This window comes from Planomonospora sp. ID91781 (genome assembly GCF_015711595.1).
GTDB classification, from domain to species: domain Bacteria; phylum Actinomycetota; class Actinomycetes; order Streptosporangiales; family Streptosporangiaceae; genus Planomonospora; species Planomonospora parontospora.
This window is the reverse complement of record NZ_JABTEY010000001.1, coordinates 3,195,341-3,210,726: the sequence shown is the minus strand read 5'-3', so window position 1 is coordinate 3,210,726 and position 15,386 is coordinate 3,195,341. Positions and strand designations below refer to the sequence as shown.

The window sequence follows — 15,386 nt, the reverse complement described above, 5'->3', positions numbered from 1 at the left end:
CCGTCACCTCCGTCAGTCCCACGCGAAGCCGGCGCCGGGGGCGCCCTCGGACAGGACCGCGCCCTCGATCAGCCCGTAGGGGCGGTCGGCGGCGTAGAAGACCTCCCCGGGGTTGTCCAGCCCGAACGGCTCCAGGTCCACCGGGAAGTGGTGCCGGTTGGGCAGCGCGAGCCGTACCTCGCAGATCTCCGGACGGGTCTCCAGCGCCCTCCTGCCCATCGCGTAGAGGGTCTGCTGGAGGGAGAGGCTGTGCGTCTGCGCGAACGCCTCCAGCAGGCAGCGCCGTACCTCGGCGTGGGACTCCGCGTAGGAGCCGCCGGGAGGCGGGTCCGGCGAGGCGTGCCGCCAGCGCGCCGTCACGGCGGTGGCCAGGATCCGGTCGGTGGCGGGCGCCAGGGTGGTGTACTCGTCGCGGGCGAACCCGTGGAACTCCGAACCGGTCGTGTTCATGACCGTCAGGTCCGCCAGGCCGGAGACCACGGTGGTGCGGCCGTCGGCGTCGTGGTGGACGACGCAGGTGCGCACCCCGGCGCCCGAGCGGACGAAGGAGTGCCGCCGGTCTCCGGGGTCGCCCGCGGGTGTGATCCGGTCCCAGGAGTACTCCTCGATCTCCACCCGGGCGTGCCGGATCGACGGCTGGGAGCCGACGTGGTGCCGGGCCAGCAGGAGCGCGAACTCCTCGATCTGGTCCACCCCGTGCCTGCGGGCGAAGGCGTAGACGGTGTTCTTCTGCGTGTCGGTCGGCAGCACCGCGGAGTTGTCCCCGGTCAGGTGGGTGTCCTCCATGTCGCCGGAGAGCGCCGTGCTGACGTTGAGGTCCTTGAGGTGGTGGACGCCGCCGTCGCGGGTGACGCGGACCAGGCGGGTCTCCGCCTTGCCGTAGCGGTTGGGGCCGAGGACGACGGTCACGCTAGCTCCCCCGGTAGGTCGAGTAGGCGAACGGGCTCAGCAGCAGCGGCACGTGGTGGTGCTCGTCCGGGTCGTCGACCCGGAAGGCCACGCAGACCTCCGGGTGGAAGGAGTCCGTGCCGCGCGCGGCGAAGTAGGCGCCGGTGCCGAAGACCAGCCGGTGCACGCCCGGCCCCGTCCGCCACCCGGTGATCCGGCCGTCGGCGTCGGTGCTCCCCTCCGCGAGGAGTGTCCCGTCGTCCGTCAGCAGCCGTACGGCGACGCCCTCGGCGGGTCGGCCGACCGCCGCGTCGAGCACGTGTGTGGACAGGCTCATGGCTCCTCCCCCAGCAGTCTCGCCAACCGCAGCAAGGTGATCTTCTCCAGTTCGGCCCGGACGGTCCGGCGCTCGGTCTCCTCGTCGCAGGCCAGCCTCCCCCGCAGGCGCTCGAGCAGCTCCGCGGCCGACAGGCCGGTGGCGCAGACCAGGTAGACGTGGCCGAAGCGCTCCTCGTAGCGGCGGTTGCCCTCGGCGAGCGCGTCGAGCACCTCCCGCCCGGCCCCGGCCGTGCCGGACTGCTCGCGGCGCGACCAGGCGGACTCCCGACCGGTCCCGGCGGCGCGCTCGCCGATCCGCGGGTGCGCGGCCAGCGCCCGGAGCACCTGCGGCCAGTCCAGTCCCCGTACGGCCGCGCCCGCCGCCGCGGTCAGCCCGGCGAGGTCCCGGTAGGGGCGCCCCGCGGCGACGGCGCGGGCGAAGACCGGCGAGGCGCAGCACGCCAGCAGCCCGGCCTCCGCCTCGGCGGCGCCGAGCGCGTTGAAGCCGGCCAGCCCCGCCGGGGCTCCCCCGTCCGGTCCCGTGCCCGGCCTCGCACGCGGACCCGTGCCCGGCCCCGTGTCCGGTCCCGTGTTCGGCATGGCAGCAGTACACACACCGGCCCCGGCATGCCTCTTCGGCGGATCCTGACCAGAGGCGCCCGGCTCCGCGGCAGATGCTGCCAACGGGCACGTCCGGGGATCCGCCCTCGCGCTGCGACCGTCCACTCCCGTCACCCTTCCCGGAACCGTCGCGGTCAGCGCCTAGACTGGGCGGCATCATGACTTCTCTCTCCCTCATCGGCGGGCACGTCTCCGTCACCGGAGGCCTGGCCAAGGGCGGACTGCGGTCCGCCGCGGACATCGGCGCCGAGATGATCCAGGTGTTCGTCACCAACCCCCGCGGCTGGGCCCTGGCCGCGGGCGACCCGGCCCAGGACGAGCTGCTCCGCGCGTCGGGCACGGTGACCTTCGTGCACGCCCCCTACCTCGTCAACCTCGGCACGCCCAGCACCGACACCCTGGAGAAGTCGGTGGCGACCGTACGGCACGGCCTGCTGCGCAGCGCGGCCATCGGCGCCAGAGGGCTGGTCGTGCACACCGGGTCGGCGGTGAGCCAGACCCGCGACGAAGCCCTGCGCCAGCTGCGCGAGCACCTGCTCCCGCTCCTGGAGGAGCTCCCCGACGACGGCCCCGACCTGCTGCTGGAGCCGATGGCCGGGCAGGGCGGCATGCTCTGCGCGACCGTCCAGGAGCTCGAGCCCTACCTGGCGGCGCTCGACTGGCACCCGAAGGCCGGCGTCTGCCTGGACACCTGCCACGCCTTCGCCGCCGGCCACGACCTGTCGACCGCGGAGGGGGTGCGCGAGACCCTCGACTGCCTGCACGCGGTCGCTCCGGGACGGCTCCGGCTGATCCACGCCAACGACTCCAAGGACGTGTGCGGTTCCAAGAAGGACCGGCACGAGAACATCGGCGCGGGCCACATCGGCGCCGCGGCGTTCGCCGAGCTGATGCGCCACCCGGCCGCCGCCGGGATCCCGCTCTGCATCGAGACCCCCGGCGGCGCCGACAAGCACCGCGAGGACATCGAGCTGCTGAAGAAGCTCCGCGACGAACTCTGACGGCTCCCGGCCCGCGATCCCCGGCCGTTCCCCGGTCGCTCCGCCGCCCCGGCCCGCTGCCGCCCCGGCCCGCTGCCGTCCGGGGCCTGCCGCCGTCCGGCGGCGCCCTGCGCCCCGCCCGCCCTCCGCGGTCCGGCGGCACGCGCCCCGGCGGCGCCGGGACACCCCGCCGCCGGGGATGCGACGGACGCCCGGCCCGCGATCCGGCCGCCCCCGTGGGGCCGGATCACGTCTCGGCCCGCGAGTCGTCGCGGGCGTCCCCCTCACACCGGAGACCGCCGGACCCTCCCCCCCGGGTTTCAGGGTCCGGCGGCCGGGCGGCCGTCCACCGCCGCCCACCCGGAACTCCACCCGCCAGATCCTGTGAGCCCTGCGGCTCCGTCCCCCCTGGCCGGGCGGATCGGCTCTCCGATGCAGGAACACTATGGGGGTGCCTGATCAGGGGAAACCGGCTTTCCGAGCAGCGCGTTGAACGGTGTGTAGTTATCGGTGTGCGGAGAGTGGCGACGCGACGAGCGGTCGTCGGCCTACGACGAACGGTCGTCCGCACCGCCGGAAGACTCCACACCCACCATCACCGGCTCATGTCCCGGCGGCCGGAGGCCGGCCCTGGAACTGGCGGACCAGCTGCTCGCGGACCTGCCGGGTGTGGCGGCGGCTGATCGGCAGTGTCTCGGTGCCGACCTGGAGCACCGCCCTGCCCCCGTCGAAGCGCATCTCCTTGACGTGCCGCGCCGACACCAGCGTGCTGCGGTGGATGCGGATGAACCCCGCACCGGACCAGCGCCGCTCCAGCGCGGCCAGCGACATGCGGATCAGGTAGCTGCCGTCGACGGTGTGCAGCCGCACGTAGTCTCCCCGGGCCTCGGCGAACCAGACCGACTGCCGGGGGACGAACCGGGTCCGCCCGCCGAGTTCGACCGGGATGACGTCCTCCGGACCCGGCGCGGCCGCCGCCGGCAGCGCGGCCTCCAGCCGCCGGACGGCCTCCGCCAGCCGGTCGGCGCGCACCGGCTTGAGCACGTAGTCCACCGCCTCCAGGTCGAACGCCTGCACGGCGCACTCCTCGTGGGCGGTGACGAAGACCAGGCGGGGCGGCCGGGGGAACCCGGCGACGAGCCTGGCCAGGTCCAGGCCGTCGAGGCCGGCCATCCGGATCTCCAGGAAGAGGCCGTCCAGCCGCTCCCCCGCGCCGATCATCGCGACCATGTCCTGGAGCGCCCGGACGCCGCCGGAGGCGGTGGAGACGTGCTCGATGCGGGGATCCTGGCGGAGCAGGCGGGCCAGCTCCGCCAGGGCGGGGGTCTCGTCGTCGACGGCCAAGACGCGCAACATGGCCCACACGTTGCCCACTGGGCACCGGGACCGCAAGCGATACGGCGAGCAATGGGTAAAGATCCGGCTACAACGCGTCATCCCGGCCGTGTTCCGGGAGGCGCGGGACCACGGAGGACCGGGGCCTGCCGGCCCGCCGGCGCGCCCGGACGAGGTGGATGCGGGCCCGATGAACGCGGGCCCGGTGAACGCCCCGGACCCGGTGGACACAGGCCCGGTGAACGCCCTGGACCCGGTGGACACAGGCCCGGTGAACGCCCCGGACCCGGTGGACGGCGACCCGGGCCGACGGGGCCGCGCCCGCCGTACCGGCCCGGCCTCCGGTCAGGGCGGGCCTTCGCCCGGCTCCTCCTGGTACGAGTAGCGCTGCTCCCGCCACGGGTCGGCGATGTTGTGGTAACCGCGCTCCTCCCAGAAGCCGCGCCGGTCCTCCACCATGTACTCCACGGCGCGCACCCACTTGACGCTCTTCCACGCGTACAGGTGCGGGACGACCGCCCGGACCGGGTAGCCGCGCTCCGGCGAGAGGGACTTGCCGTCCAGCTCCGTCGCCATCAGGGTGTGCTCCCGGGCGAAGTCGCTCATCCTGACGTTGGCGCTGTAGCCGTACTCGCCCCAGATCATCACGTGCCCGGCCGCGGGCGCGGGCGGGGCGATCTCCAGCAGCGTGGCCGCGGACACCCCGGACCACTCGTTGCCCATGATCGAGAACTTGGTGACGCAGTGGAAGTCCGCCAGGACCGTCGTGCGGGGCAGTTCGGAGAAGCGCTCCCAGGAGAAGCGGTGCGGTTCGCCCGACGCGGTCGCCCCCATGACCTGCAGCTCCCACGTCGCCGGGCGGAAGGTCGGCACCCTGCCGTAGTGGATCACCGGACGCCCTCTGGGGACGTACTGCCCGGGGGGCAGGCGGTCCTCCTCCAGCGGATCCTGGGTCCGATCCACCATCACTCCCCTCGCCGTTTCCCCGTTGGCACGGGGCAATCCTGCCACCGCCCGTTTCCCGGCGGACGGGCGGCTCCCTCTTTGCCCGGGCGCCGGGCGCCGCGGGAACACGCGTTCCGCCAGATGAGACGGGAGCGCCTGCGGGGGCGCGGGTGCGCTAGCATTCCGGCGATGCGTACCGTGTTCTGGTTTTGGTATGGCGACGGACCCGTGGGTCGGACCGTTCGCCTCCAGATGCTGCGCTGACAGCCAGGCGAACGCGAAGGCCCCGGGTCCGGATTTCGGACCCGGGGCCTTTTCGTTTTCCCGCAGGCCGCTCACCCCGGCCGCTCACGACAAGGAGAGACATGGTCATCGTCATGGCCCCCGAGGCCACCCGGGAAGACATCGAGACGATCGTGGAGGTCATCACCGCGGCGGGCGGCAGCGCGTTCGTCAGCCGGGGCGTGAACCGTACGATCATCGGCCTGGTCGGCGACGTCGCCCAGTTCGGTGCGCTGAATCTGCGCGGCATGCGGGGAGTGGCGGACGTGATGCGGGTGACCGCGCCGTACAAGCTGGTCAGCCGCGACAACCATCCGGAGCGCTCCACGGTCCGCGTCGGCGGCGTGCCGATCGGGCCGGGCACCGTGACGCTGATCGCCGGTCCGTGCGCGGTGGAGACCCCGCAGCAGACGCTGGAAGCCGCCGAGATGGCCAAGGCCGCCGGGGCCACCCTGCTGCGCGGCGGCGCCTACAAGCCGCGCACCTCCCCCTACGCCTTCCAGGGCCTGGGCGAGGAGGGGCTGCGCATCCTCGCCGACGTGCGCACCGCGACCGGGCTGCCGATCGTCACCGAGGTCGTCGACGCCCACGACGTCGACCTGGTCGCCTCCTACGCGGACATGCTGCAGATCGGCACCCGCAACGCGCAGAACTTCGCGCTGCTCCAGGCCGTGGGAGGGGTCGGCAAGCCCGTCATGCTCAAGCGCGGCATGAACGCCACCATCGAGGAGTGGCTGATGGCCGCCGAGTACATCGCCCAGCGCGGCAACCTGGACATCGTGCTGTGCGAGCGCGGGATCCGCACCTTCGAGACCGCCACCCGCAACACCCTGGACGTCTCCGCCGTCCCGGTCGCCCAGCGCCTGTCGCACCTGCCGGTCATCGTCGACCCGTCCCACTCCGGCGGCCGCCGCGACCTGGTCCTGCCGCTCACCCGCGCCGCCATCGCGGTCGGCGCCGACGGCGTGATCATCGACGTCCACCCGCACCCGGAGCAGGCTCTGTGCGACGGCCCCCAGGCCCTGGTCAACGGGGACCTGCGGGAACTCGCCCGGGTGATGCGCCAGCTCCCGCCCCTGCTGGGCAAGAGCGCGGTCGGCGACGCCCTGGCCTCCGCCTGACCGACAGGCAGGCGGAACGGCGACCGAAGCGGAGCGGCGACCGAGGCGGACGATCCGCTGGACGAGGTGATTTTTCATCACTCGCGATGCTTGTTCACTATTAGTAACTGATTGGTGACTATATGTGTTCAAAGTGCGAGTGACGGGTATTGAGGTTCCGGGACCGGCTCCGTCCCCGCCGAGAGGCGGCCAGGAGGGAGCCGGAGACGATCGAGTCCCGGCCCATGACGGGCCGGACGGAGAAAGGAAACCCAGTTCCATGAGCAAGACCTTGTCTCGCATCGCGCTCACCGGTGCCGCCGCGGCCACGCTGGTGCTCTCCGCCGCCTCCGCCGCCCTGGCCGGCGGCTACCAGACCGGTGGCTGCGGCTACGGCGGCTTCGGTTTCGGCGGTTACGGCGGCAACTCCTACTACAACGCCAACCAGTCGGCGGCGGGCCCGCAGGGTGCCGCCAGCACCAACCTGTGCACCGGCACCGGAGGCGGCCTCTACGGCGGTCTGTGGTAGACCGCCGGTTCTCCATAAGGCGCGCAGGCGAGGCCCCGTCCGGTGCGGACGGGGCCTCGCCCTGCGCGCGAAGGGCCGTCCGGCACCTTCCGCCCCTCGCGGCGCGGACCGCCGCACGTACTCATGAACGACTCACGGACGACTCACGGACGACTCACGGACGACTGAGTATCCGCACGGACGCGCGGCCCCCTCCCGGAGCCGGACCCTGGACGGCATGACGAAAGCGATCCAGCCCAAGAACACCGGCGCCTTCTACGTCCAGGCGGTGCTGTCCTTCGGTGTGTCCGTCTCGGCCGTCGCCATCGGCCTGGCCTACCTCCCGGTGGACACCTGGGTCCGCGCCTTCCTGTCCATCGGCGTCCTCTACGTGGTGACCTCGACCTTCACCCTGGCCAAGTGCGTGCGCGACCGCCAGGAGCTCTCCGACGTCACCACCCGGGTCGACCAGGCCCGCCTGGAGAGGCTCCTGGCCGAGCACGACCCCTTCAAGGTCGACTGACGGCGGGGGCGGGGCCCTCAGCCCTCCAGTTTGTACTCCTGCAGGGAGTCGGCCAGCTGCACGGCGAGCTCCTCGGCGTCGAGGCGCTTCTCGATCTGCTTCAGGTCGGCGATCTTGGCCGCCGTCTCGGCCCGGCGGGGCGCCAGCAGGGTGCAGCAGTCCTCGTCCGGGAGCTCGGAGATCGCCAGGGTGCCGATGCGGCGGGCCTCCGCCATGATCTCGGTCTTGTCGAGGCCGATCAGCGGGCGCAGGATCGGCAGGTCGACCGCGTCGTCCTGGGCGGTGATGTTCTGCAGGGTCTGGGAGGAGACCTGGCCCAGGGAGTCGCCGGTGACCAGCGCCCCGGCGCGGAGGCGGTGGGCGACCTCCTCGGCGGTCTTCAGCATCAGGCGGCGCTGGGCGATGACCGCCAGGCGGTCCTGGCCGGAGGCCTTGATGGACTGCTGCGCCTTGCCGAACGGCACCACCCACAGGCGGGACCTGCCCTGGAACTTGTCCAGGGCGCGCACCAGCGCGTACGCCTTGTAGATGGACTCGGAGGTGGTGAAGGGGATGCCGGAGAAGTGCAGGAAGTCCACCCGCAGGCCGCGGCGCATCATCCGGTAGGCGGCGACCGGGGAGTCGATGCCGCCGGACATCAGGACCAGGCCGCGCCCGCTGGTGCCGACCGGCAGGCCGCCCTGGCCGGGCAGCCCGTCGGTGTGCACGAAGACCTCGTCGCGGTCCACCTCGATGGAGACGACCAGCTCGGGGTTCTTCAGGTCCACCGGGAGGCCGTAGATGTCGTTGAGCTCGCCGCCGACCGTGCGGTCGAGCTGCATCGAGGTCAGCGGGAAGCGCTTGTCGCGGCGGCGGGAGCGCACCGCGAAGGAGACCCCGCGCTTGACGTCCTCGCGGTCGGCGAGCAGCTCGATCGCGGCCTTGAGGACCGCGTCCGGGTCCTTGGCGACCCGCCAGGCCCGGTGGATCCAGACCAGGCCCGGCACGTAGGCGACCCGCTCGGCGACCGCGTCGGCGGTCTCGGCGCTCGTCCCCTCCGGCAGGAACAGCGCGATGACGCCGTGGCGCTGCCGCACGTCCACCTTGAAGCCGAACTCCTTCAGGGCCGCCTTGATGTTGGCCTGCAACCGCTGCTCGAAGACCTCTCGGTTGTTTCCCTTCAGGACGACCTCGCCCAGCTTGAGCAGAACGCAGGGCTCGCCCAGTGCGGACACGGCCATGGTGGAACCTCCGGTGGAGCGTCGGGGGAAGGGTCGTGGGGCGACCGCCGGGTGTCGCGGGCGGCCGTCAACAGGCAACACCGCACCGGGGCCACTTTAGTCCCGCCTACGACCCGTCGAGGCCCTGCTCGATGGCGTAGCGGACGAGTTCGACGCGGTTGTGGAGCTGGAGCTTGTTCAGCGTGTTCTGGACGTGGTTCTGCACGGTCCGGTGGGACAGCACGAGCCGCTCGGCGATCTGCCGGTAGGACAGCCCCTTGGCCACCAGGCGCAGCACCTCGGTCTCCCGCTCGGTCAGGCGCGGCCCCTCCGCCGGGACGGGCCGGGCGGCCAGCCGGCGGTACTCCCCCAGGACCAGGCCGGCCAACCCGGGGGTGAACACCGCGTCGCCCTCGGCGGTGCGCCGGACGGCGTCGAGGAACTCCTCGCGGCTCGACGACTTCAGCAGGTAGCCGGAAGCGCCGGCCTTGACCGCCTCCAGCACGTCGTCCTGCTCGCCGCTGGCCGACAGCACCAGCACCCGGGGCGGCGCGTCCGCCGCCGCCAGCCCCCGGGCCACCTCCACCCCGGACAGGTCGGGCAGCTGCAGGTCCAGCACGACCACCTCGGGCCGTACGGCCGCGGCCACCCGGAGCGCCTGCCGGCCCTCGCCGACCGCGGCCACCACCTCGTATCCCGCCTCGGCCAGGTCCCGCGCCACCGCGTCCCGCCACATCGGGTGGTCGTCCACCACCATCACCCGCATCCGGCCAGCGTATTACCGGACGGGACCACCGTCCCGCCCCGGCCCCGGCCCCGGTTCCGCCGGACCGCCGGACCGCCGGACCGCCGGACGGCGGACGGCGGACGGCGGACGGCGGACGGCGGAGCCGGGAATCTCCGGGAAGCCGGGCGGATGGCGAAAAAATGGCCCGCGGGCGGGATATCCCTCCACGGAAGACGGAGATGGATCCGGACGAGCCGGGAGGAGTGACATGACGAGACGCTTCAGGATGTTGCTGGTGGCCGCGCTGGCCCTGACCGCCTGTTCCTGCGGCAACGAACGGCTCGCGCCGGAGATCGGCCAGGAGGAGATGGCCCCGAACGACGGCGGGAACGGGTTCCAGGCAGGCATCGCGATCAGGAACGTGATCCTCGTGGGCGACTCCACCGGGAAGGCGCTGGCCTCCGGGGCCGGGGCCCCCCTGCACATGGTCCTGATCAACAACCGGACCGCCCCCGACCGCCTCGTCGCGATCAGCGCGCCGGGCGCGTTCCAGGGGGCGGAGATCCCCGGCGGCGGCGTCGACCTGCCGGTCCGGCAGCCCGTCGGCACCGGCCCGGTGCCCGTGGCCCTGCTGACGGGAGCGAGCAGGCAGCTGTCCGTCGGCGGCTTCGTCCCCGTGGAGCTGCGCTTCCAGCAGGCCGGGACGACCCGGCTCCAGGTCCCGGTGATGCCGGCCACCGAGTGGCGGGCCACGCTCTCGCCCTGGCCCTCGGCCCCGGCGGCCCCCTCCCCGACCTCTCCGCTCAACCCCACCCCCGGGGCGCCGGTCAGCCCCTCGCCCACCGCTCCGGTCAGCCCTTCGCCGACGGGCTGACCGGGACGGACATCTCGATCTCGGTGCCGCGCCCGGGCCCGGACACCACGGTGACCGTCCCGCCCAGGTCGGCGATCCGGCCCCGGATCGACTGGGCGACGCCGAGGCGGCCCTCCGCCTCGGCCTGCTCCAGGCGGCCGGCGGGGATGCCCGGCCCCTCGTCGCGGACCGTCACGGTGACCGTCCCGCCGTCGTCCTCGGCGAAGACCCAGGCGGGGGCCCGCGCCCCGCAGTGCCGTACGACGTTGTCCAGGGCCGCCCCCGCCGCCGCGGCCATCTCCCCGGCGGTCCGGGCGGGCAGCGTCAGCGGGGTGGCCGGGGTGGAGACGGTGACCGTGCCCGAGGAGTACGCCCGCAGCAGGGCCCCCAGGTCGGCGGTGCCCGCCGCGGGCGCCTCCGGGCGGAGCCTGACCAGCTCCCGCAGGGCGGCCTCCTGCTCTCCGGCGAGCCTGCCCAGCTCCGCCGCCTCCCCGCCGAGCCGCAGGCCTCGCCGCTGGACCAGCGCGAGCACCTGGAGCACGGAGTCGTGGATGCCGCGGGCGAGCCGTTCGCGCTCCCGGCCCGCCGCCTCCAGCTCGATCGCCTGCTGCATGCGGGCCTCGGCCTGCCGGGCCAGCCGCGCCACGTGCCCGACCAGCACGCCCGCCAGGAAGAGCAGCACGGTCCCGTTGACCGGCAGGTCCCCGGCGCCGGAGCCGAACACGTCGCGCGTCCACAGGTCGGCCAGCGAGACGATCGCCGCGGCCGCGGCTCCGGCCCGGCGCCCGCCGTGCACGCCCCAGGCCAGTACGGCGCCGCCCATCCAGGTGGCGGTGATCGGCATGCTGCCCTGCTGCTGGGGGCCCTGGATCGCGGGTGTGCTCAGCAGGCAGCCGACGGTCACGAGCATGTCGGCGGCGAGCAGCGGCCGGCCGCGGAGCTCCTCGACGGAGTAGGCGAAGATCGTCGCCGCGGTCCACAGCGCCATGACTCCGATCACAGTCCAGGCGGCCGCCGGGTGCTCGTAGCCTCCGGCGCGGACGAGCAGAAGCGCCGCGTAGCCGAGGGAGGCGACGCGGAAGACCGCGACCGTCCGCCAGAACGGGACTTCCATCCCCATTGACCCTTGAGCCTCTCAACCATCACATATGTCCATTAAGGGTAATAATGGGGCAATCCCCTCTCGCAAAGAACTGGACCATGTCTCACGTCGACCACTTCTCCTACGGCCTGGTGACCCCCGTACTGGCCTACCTCATGTCGGGGGTCGGCTGCATGCTCGGCCTCATGCTCACCGCCAAGGCGCGGACGGCCGAGGGTCCCGCCCGGGCGCGCTGGCTGATCGGCGGCGCGCTGTCCATCGGCGGCACCGGCATCTGGGTCATGCACTTCGTCGCCATGATGGGTTTCTCCGTCGACGGCGCGCAGATCCGCTACGACGTGCCCCTCACCGTCGGCTCGGCCGTCCTGGCGATCGCCGTGGTCGGCGCGGGCCTCTTCATGGTCTCGTACGGCGGGCCGAGGACCGCGGCGCTCCTCGGCGGCGGCCTGCTCACCGGGCTGGGCGTGGCCGGCATGCACTATCTCGGCATGGCCGCGATGAACATGCCGGCGCACGTCTCCTACGATCCGGTGCTCGTCGGCGCGTCGGCGGCGATCGCGATCGCCGCCTCCACCGTGGCGCTCTGGTTCACCCTGCGGGTGCGCGGCGTCCCGGCCACCGGCGGCGCTGCGCTGATCATGGCCGTCGCGGTCTGCGGCATGCACTACACCGGCATGTTCGCCATGGACGTGCAGCCGGCGGCGTCCCCGGTCCCGGTCGGCGGGGCGCAGGGCGTCGACTTCCTGCTGCCGCTGCTGGCGCTGGTCGGCCTGCTCACCCTGGGCCTGCTGCTGAGCGTCGTCCTGTCCCCCTCCGAGCAGGAGCTGCGGGAGGACGCCGAGGTGATGGCCCGGCTGGACGATCGCGCCACGGAGGGCTTCCCCGCCCTCCCGCGGACCGAGGGCTTCCCCGCCCTCCCGCGCACCGGGGCCGCCCCCCGCCCGGAGGATCCGTCACTGTTCGACCCCTCCGGACGGTGAGGACCGGCCGGCGCCGCGGGCCCGGACGGGGCCCCGGCGCCGGGAAGCGGACTCAGCCGAAGAAGACCTCGGCCTCCTCGTAGCGGCCGGGCGGGACGGTCTTCAGCTCCTTGGTGCCCTCCTGCAGGGGGACGCGGACGATGTCCGTGCCCTGCAGGGCGACCATGACGCCGAACTCGCCGTCGTGCACCGCGTCGATGGCCTGCAGTCCGAAGCGGGTGGCGAGCACCCGGTCGAAGGCCGTGGGCGTGCCGCCCCGCTGGATGTGGCCCAGCACGGTGGTGCGGGCCTCCTTGCCCGTGCGCTTCTCGATCTCCTTGGCGAGCGTCTCGCCGATGCCGCCCAGCCGGACGTGGCCGAAGGCGTCGAGCTCGCCCGTCTGCAGCGCCATCTGGCCCTCGACGGGGTGGGCGCCCTCGGCGACCACGATGATGGGCGCGTAGCGGGTCTTGAAGCGGGACTCGACGTAGGCGCAGACCCGGTCGATGTCGAACGGCTTCTCCGGGATCAGGATGACGTTGGCGCCCGCGGCCATGCCGGCGTGCAGCGCGATCCAGCCCGCGTGGCGGCCCATGACCTCGCAGATCAGCGCGCGGTGGTGGGACTCGGCGGTGGTGTGCAGCCGGTCGATCGCCTCCACGGCGATGTTGACGGCCGTGTCGAAGCCGAAGGTGTAGTCGGTGGCGTTGAGGTCGTTGTCGATCGTCTTGGGCACGCCGACGACCTTCACGCCCCGCTCGAAGAGCTGCGTGGCGACGCCGAGGGTGTCCTCGCCGCCGATGGCGATCAGGGCGTCCACCCCGGTCTGCGCGAGGTTGTCCTTGATCTTCTCGACGCCGCCCTCGATCTTGATCGGATTGGTCCGCGAGGAGCCGAGGATCGTGCCGCCCCGGGGCAGGATGCCCCGCACCGCCTGGATGTCCAGCGGCATGGTGTCGCCCTCCAGCGGGCCGCGCCAGCCGTCCCGGAATCCGACGAACTCGTGGCCGTAGACGCCCGCTCCCTTGCGCACGACGGCACGGATAACGGCGTTCAGGCCGGGGCAGTCGCCGCCCCCGGTCAACACTCCAATACGCATGGCATCCTCCGGTGGTGGTTCCGAGGTGATACGGCCAGACTAAGCGGGGTGACACGACCGGCGGGGATCTCCCACGCCGACGCATGGCATTCTGCCTCCAGAGCGGCCCAGTGGTCTAGACCAAACGGCGGTCGGCGTCCGCGCGCCGTCCGCCCCGGGTCCGCGCGGTGTCCGCCCGGGTCCGCGGCGGAGTCCCGGCGACCGCCCGGCGGCCGCGGCGCCCGCACCCCGGCGGGCGCCCGCCCTCCACCCCGCGGCCGCGGCGCTCACCTCCCCGGCAGCGGGAGCACGCACGACGGCGTGCCGCTCTCGAAGACCGCCTCGGCCCGCTGCGGCACCCCGTCCTCCATCGGCAGTACGGCGACGCCGCCGGAGTTCTGGTTGGCCACGTACATCCGGTCGCGCGCGACGGCGAAGTGGCGCGGCCAGGCGCCCCCGCAGGGCACCTCGGCGACCCTCTCCAGGCCGGGCGCGGACAGCACCGCGATCGTGTCCGGCCCCCGGTTGGCGACGTAGACGAACCGCCCGGACACCTCCAGGTGGGAGGGGTGGTTCTCGGCTCCGGTGCCGCTGGCCGCCGCGACCGCGGTCTCCCGCCAGTCGGAGTCGTAGGCGCGGACCGTGCCGTCCAGTTCCCCGGCCACGTACCAGCGGTCCCCGGCCCGGGCCATGTGCCGGGGCCCCATGCCGGCCGCGAGCCGTACCGGGCCGCCGGGGTGCGGGGCGACCTCACGGCCGCCCTCGACCGTGAAGCGGCGGACCTCGTCGGCGCCCAGGTCGGTCACGTACAGCACGCCGTCGGGGCCGAAGGTCGCCTGGTGGGCGTGGGCGCCCTCGCGGTAGGGGAAGACCTGCACGGTGGTGAGCAGCCCCGCCTCGTCGATGCCGTGCACGCTCACCGTGCCGTCGCCGTAGTTGGCCACCGCCAGCAGCGTGCCCTCCGGGTTCACGGCCAGGTGGCAGGGGAACGAGCCCTCGCTGGAACGGCTGGCCAGCGGCGACGGCACGCCGTCCGCGCCCCGGGCGAAGACCTCCACGGTGCCGCGCTCGGCCTCGCCCACCGCGTAGAGCACGGGGAGGCGGGGGTGGACGGCGAGGAAGGACGGCCCCGGGGCCGCCGTCGCGCCGCGCCGGGCCAGGCCGTCCAGTTCCATCAGCACGATCCCGGCGCCCGACCCCCCGGTGTCCGGGGTGTATCCGCCGACATATGCGATCTCCGCCATGATTCTCCCGCCGTCATCGACTCTTGACCGGTCCGTGACCTTAGCGCAGTCACCTCACGGCGGGTCCCACGGGTCAGCCCGCGGCTCCGGCCTTCAGCCGCCCGGCGATGGTCACCACCCGCCTGGCCATGTGGTCCAGGGCCGTGTACTGCACGTCGGTCAGCGGGTCGCTGTTGGTGCCGCCGGTGACGTGGGAGACGCCGTAGGGGTTGCCGTCGGCGAACTTCGACGGGTCCGTGTAGCCGGGCGCCACCACCAGCCCGCCGAAGTGGTAGATGGTGTTGTAGAGGGCCAGCAGGGTGGACTCCTGGCCGCCGTGCGCGGTCATGGTCGCGGTGAACCCGGCGTAGACCTTGTCGGCCAGCATCCCCTGCGACCACTGGGGGCCGAGGGTGTCGATGAACTGCTTGAGCTGGCTGGAGATGTTGCCGTAGCGGGTCGGCGTGCCCAGCAGCACCGCGTCGGCCTCCACGATGTCGTCGGGCACGGCCTTCGGCTCGTTCTTGGTGTCGTCGAAGTGCTGGCTCCACGCCGCGTTGGAGGCGATCGCCTCCTCCGGGGCCAGCTCGGGCACCTGCCGGAGCCGGACCCGCGCGCCCGCCTCCTCCGCGGCGCTCGCCAGCCGCCTGGCCATCGCGTGGACGGTGCCGGTCGAGGAGTAGTAGATGACGGAGACTCTCACATCGGTCACGGGTCTGCTCCCTGTCAGGCGGGCGGGCCGCGG

Annotated in this window: 17 protein-coding genes; 6 read left to right on the top strand and 11 right to left on the bottom strand. The window is 73.3% G+C overall.

The features are described from left to right. Window positions 1–12: 12 nt before the first annotated feature. Genes pucL through uraD form a run of 3 tightly spaced genes read right to left on the bottom strand, consistent with a single transcriptional unit; the run spans window position 13 to window position 1,806 of the window. Complete coding sequence (gene pucL, locus HS048_RS14605) at window positions 13–909, bottom strand: factor-independent urate hydroxylase (RefSeq protein ID WP_068894222.1); 897 nt, start codon at window positions 907–909, stop codon at window positions 13–15. A gap of 1 nt (window position 910) precedes the next feature. Then, window positions 911–1,225 (bottom strand): hydroxyisourate hydrolase, encoded by a 315-nt coding sequence (uraH, locus tag HS048_RS14600; protein ID WP_196467235.1) that lies wholly within the window; start codon window positions 1,223–1,225, stop codon window positions 911–913. Continuing rightward, entirely contained in the window at window positions 1,222–1,806 is a 585-nt protein-coding gene (gene uraD, locus HS048_RS14595; protein ID WP_196467234.1) for a 2-oxo-4-hydroxy-4-carboxy-5-ureidoimidazoline decarboxylase, read from the bottom strand. Before uraD ends, uraH begins: the two co-directional genes overlap by 4 nt. A gap of 179 nt (window positions 1,807–1,985) precedes the next feature. On the opposite strand from uraD, the gene HS048_RS14590 reads away from it, so the two are divergent. Next, entirely contained in the window at window positions 1,986–2,828 is an 843-nt protein-coding gene (locus tag HS048_RS14590; RefSeq protein WP_068894224.1) for a deoxyribonuclease IV, read from the top strand. Window positions 2,829–3,410: 582 nt separating this feature from the next. On the opposite strand, the gene HS048_RS14585 is transcribed toward HS048_RS14590, so the two are convergent. Together HS048_RS14585 and HS048_RS14580 are read right to left on the bottom strand one after the other, a co-directional pair. Beyond that, entirely contained in the window at window positions 3,411–4,163 is a 753-nt protein-coding gene (locus HS048_RS14585) for a LytTR family DNA-binding domain-containing protein (protein WP_068894467.1), read from the bottom strand. Between the two features lie 324 nt (window positions 4,164–4,487). Further along, window positions 4,488–5,108: a sulfite oxidase-like oxidoreductase gene (locus HS048_RS14580; RefSeq protein ID WP_196467233.1), complete on the bottom strand. Its 621-nt coding sequence runs from the start codon at window positions 5,106–5,108 to the stop codon at window positions 4,488–4,490. 344 nt (window positions 5,109–5,452) lie between these two features. Between HS048_RS14580 and aroF the strand changes: the two genes are divergently transcribed. The 3 genes from aroF to HS048_RS14565 all read left to right on the top strand — a co-directional run bounded on the left by aroF (window position 5,453) and on the right by HS048_RS14565 (window position 7,500). Next, on the top strand, window positions 5,453–6,490 hold the full coding sequence (gene aroF, locus HS048_RS14575; RefSeq protein ID WP_068894225.1) for a 3-deoxy-7-phosphoheptulonate synthase: 1,038 nt from the start codon (window positions 5,453–5,455) through the stop codon (window positions 6,488–6,490). Between the two features lie 259 nt (window positions 6,491–6,749). Continuing rightward, entirely contained in the window at window positions 6,750–6,998 is a 249-nt protein-coding gene (locus tag HS048_RS14570; protein WP_068894226.1) for a hypothetical protein, read from the top strand. A 217-nt stretch (window positions 6,999–7,215) separates the two neighbouring features. Then, complete coding sequence (locus tag HS048_RS14565; RefSeq protein ID WP_068894227.1) at window positions 7,216–7,500, top strand: YiaA/YiaB family inner membrane protein; 285 nt, start codon at window positions 7,216–7,218, stop codon at window positions 7,498–7,500. Window positions 7,501–7,517: 17 nt separating this feature from the next. On the opposite strand, the gene thiI is transcribed toward HS048_RS14565, so the two are convergent. Then, window positions 7,518–8,720 carry a tRNA uracil 4-sulfurtransferase ThiI gene (gene thiI, locus HS048_RS14560; protein ID WP_068894228.1) on the bottom strand — a complete coding sequence of 401 codons (1,203 nt, stop codon included), beginning with the start codon at window positions 8,718–8,720 and terminating at the stop codon, window positions 7,518–7,520. Between the two features lie 106 nt (window positions 8,721–8,826). Then, complete coding sequence (locus HS048_RS14555) at window positions 8,827–9,456, bottom strand: response regulator transcription factor (protein ID WP_196467905.1); 630 nt, start codon at window positions 9,454–9,456, stop codon at window positions 8,827–8,829. A gap of 238 nt (window positions 9,457–9,694) precedes the next feature. On the opposite strand from HS048_RS14555, the gene HS048_RS14550 reads away from it, so the two are divergent. Continuing rightward, on the top strand, window positions 9,695–10,300 hold the full coding sequence (locus tag HS048_RS14550; RefSeq protein WP_153054053.1) for a hypothetical protein: 606 nt from the start codon (window positions 9,695–9,697) through the stop codon (window positions 10,298–10,300). Here the strand turns inward: HS048_RS14550 and macS are convergent. Continuing rightward, complete coding sequence (macS, locus tag HS048_RS14545; protein WP_307832471.1) at window positions 10,278–11,393, bottom strand: MacS family sensor histidine kinase; 1,116 nt, start codon at window positions 11,391–11,393, stop codon at window positions 10,278–10,280. The two genes, HS048_RS14550 and macS, sit on opposite strands and share 23 nt — an antisense overlap. Before the next feature lie 86 nt (window positions 11,394–11,479). On the opposite strand from macS, the gene HS048_RS14540 reads away from it, so the two are divergent. Then, window positions 11,480–12,361, top strand: coding sequence for an MHYT domain-containing protein (locus HS048_RS14540; protein WP_196467232.1), 882 nt, complete (start codon window positions 11,480–11,482; stop codon window positions 12,359–12,361). A 52-nt stretch (window positions 12,362–12,413) separates the two neighbouring features. On the opposite strand, the gene HS048_RS14535 is transcribed toward HS048_RS14540, so the two are convergent. From HS048_RS14535 to wrbA, 3 genes are all read right to left on the bottom strand, one after another. Beyond that, complete coding sequence (locus tag HS048_RS14535; protein ID WP_068894232.1) at window positions 12,414–13,439, bottom strand: 6-phosphofructokinase; 1,026 nt, start codon at window positions 13,437–13,439, stop codon at window positions 12,414–12,416. A gap of 266 nt (window positions 13,440–13,705) precedes the next feature. Continuing rightward, window positions 13,706–14,662: a beta-propeller fold lactonase family protein gene (locus tag HS048_RS14530; RefSeq protein WP_196467231.1), complete on the bottom strand. Its 957-nt coding sequence runs from the start codon at window positions 14,660–14,662 to the stop codon at window positions 13,706–13,708. A gap of 73 nt (window positions 14,663–14,735) precedes the next feature. Then, window positions 14,736–15,353, bottom strand: a complete 618-nt coding sequence (wrbA, locus tag HS048_RS14525) for an NAD(P)H:quinone oxidoreductase (protein WP_068894234.1) — start codon at window positions 15,351–15,353, stop codon at window positions 14,736–14,738. Between the last annotated feature and the right edge of the window lie 33 nt (window positions 15,354–15,386).

What these genes read in the sequence shown, in the direction of transcription:
- uraH (WP_196467235.1), bottom strand. Translation starts at nt 1,225, where the DNA reads ATGAGCCTGTCCACACACGTGCTCGACGCGGCGGTCGGCCGACCCGCC.
- uraD (WP_196467234.1), bottom strand. Translation starts at nt 1,806, where the DNA reads ATGCCGAACACGGGACCGGACACGGGGCCGGGCACGGGTCCGCGTGCG.
- HS048_RS14590 (WP_068894224.1), top strand. Translation starts at nt 1,986, where the DNA reads ATGACTTCTCTCTCCCTCATCGGCGGGCACGTCTCCGTCACCGGAGGC.
- HS048_RS14585 (WP_068894467.1), bottom strand. Translation starts at nt 4,163, where the DNA reads ATGTTGCGCGTCTTGGCCGTCGACGACGAGACCCCCGCCCTGGCGGAG.
- HS048_RS14580 (WP_196467233.1), bottom strand. Translation starts at nt 5,108, where the DNA reads ATGGTGGATCGGACCCAGGATCCGCTGGAGGAGGACCGCCTGCCCCCC.
- aroF (WP_068894225.1), top strand. Translation starts at nt 5,453, where the DNA reads ATGGTCATCGTCATGGCCCCCGAGGCCACCCGGGAAGACATCGAGACG.
- HS048_RS14570 (WP_068894226.1), top strand. Translation starts at nt 6,750, where the DNA reads ATGAGCAAGACCTTGTCTCGCATCGCGCTCACCGGTGCCGCCGCGGCC.
- HS048_RS14565 (WP_068894227.1), top strand. Translation starts at nt 7,216, where the DNA reads ATGACGAAAGCGATCCAGCCCAAGAACACCGGCGCCTTCTACGTCCAG.
- thiI (WP_068894228.1), bottom strand. Translation starts at nt 8,720, where the DNA reads ATGGCCGTGTCCGCACTGGGCGAGCCCTGCGTTCTGCTCAAGCTGGGC.
- HS048_RS14555 (WP_196467905.1), bottom strand. Translation starts at nt 9,456, where the DNA reads ATGGTGGTGGACGACCACCCGATGTGGCGGGACGCGGTGGCGCGGGAC.
- HS048_RS14550 (WP_153054053.1), top strand. Translation starts at nt 9,695, where the DNA reads ATGACGAGACGCTTCAGGATGTTGCTGGTGGCCGCGCTGGCCCTGACC.
- macS (WP_307832471.1), bottom strand. Translation starts at nt 11,393, where the DNA reads ATGGAAGTCCCGTTCTGGCGGACGGTCGCGGTCTTCCGCGTCGCCTCC.
- HS048_RS14540 (WP_196467232.1), top strand. Translation starts at nt 11,480, where the DNA reads ATGTCTCACGTCGACCACTTCTCCTACGGCCTGGTGACCCCCGTACTG.
- HS048_RS14535 (WP_068894232.1), bottom strand. Translation starts at nt 13,439, where the DNA reads ATGCGTATTGGAGTGTTGACCGGGGGCGGCGACTGCCCCGGCCTGAAC.
- HS048_RS14530 (WP_196467231.1), bottom strand. Translation starts at nt 14,662, where the DNA reads ATGGCGGAGATCGCATATGTCGGCGGATACACCCCGGACACCGGGGGG.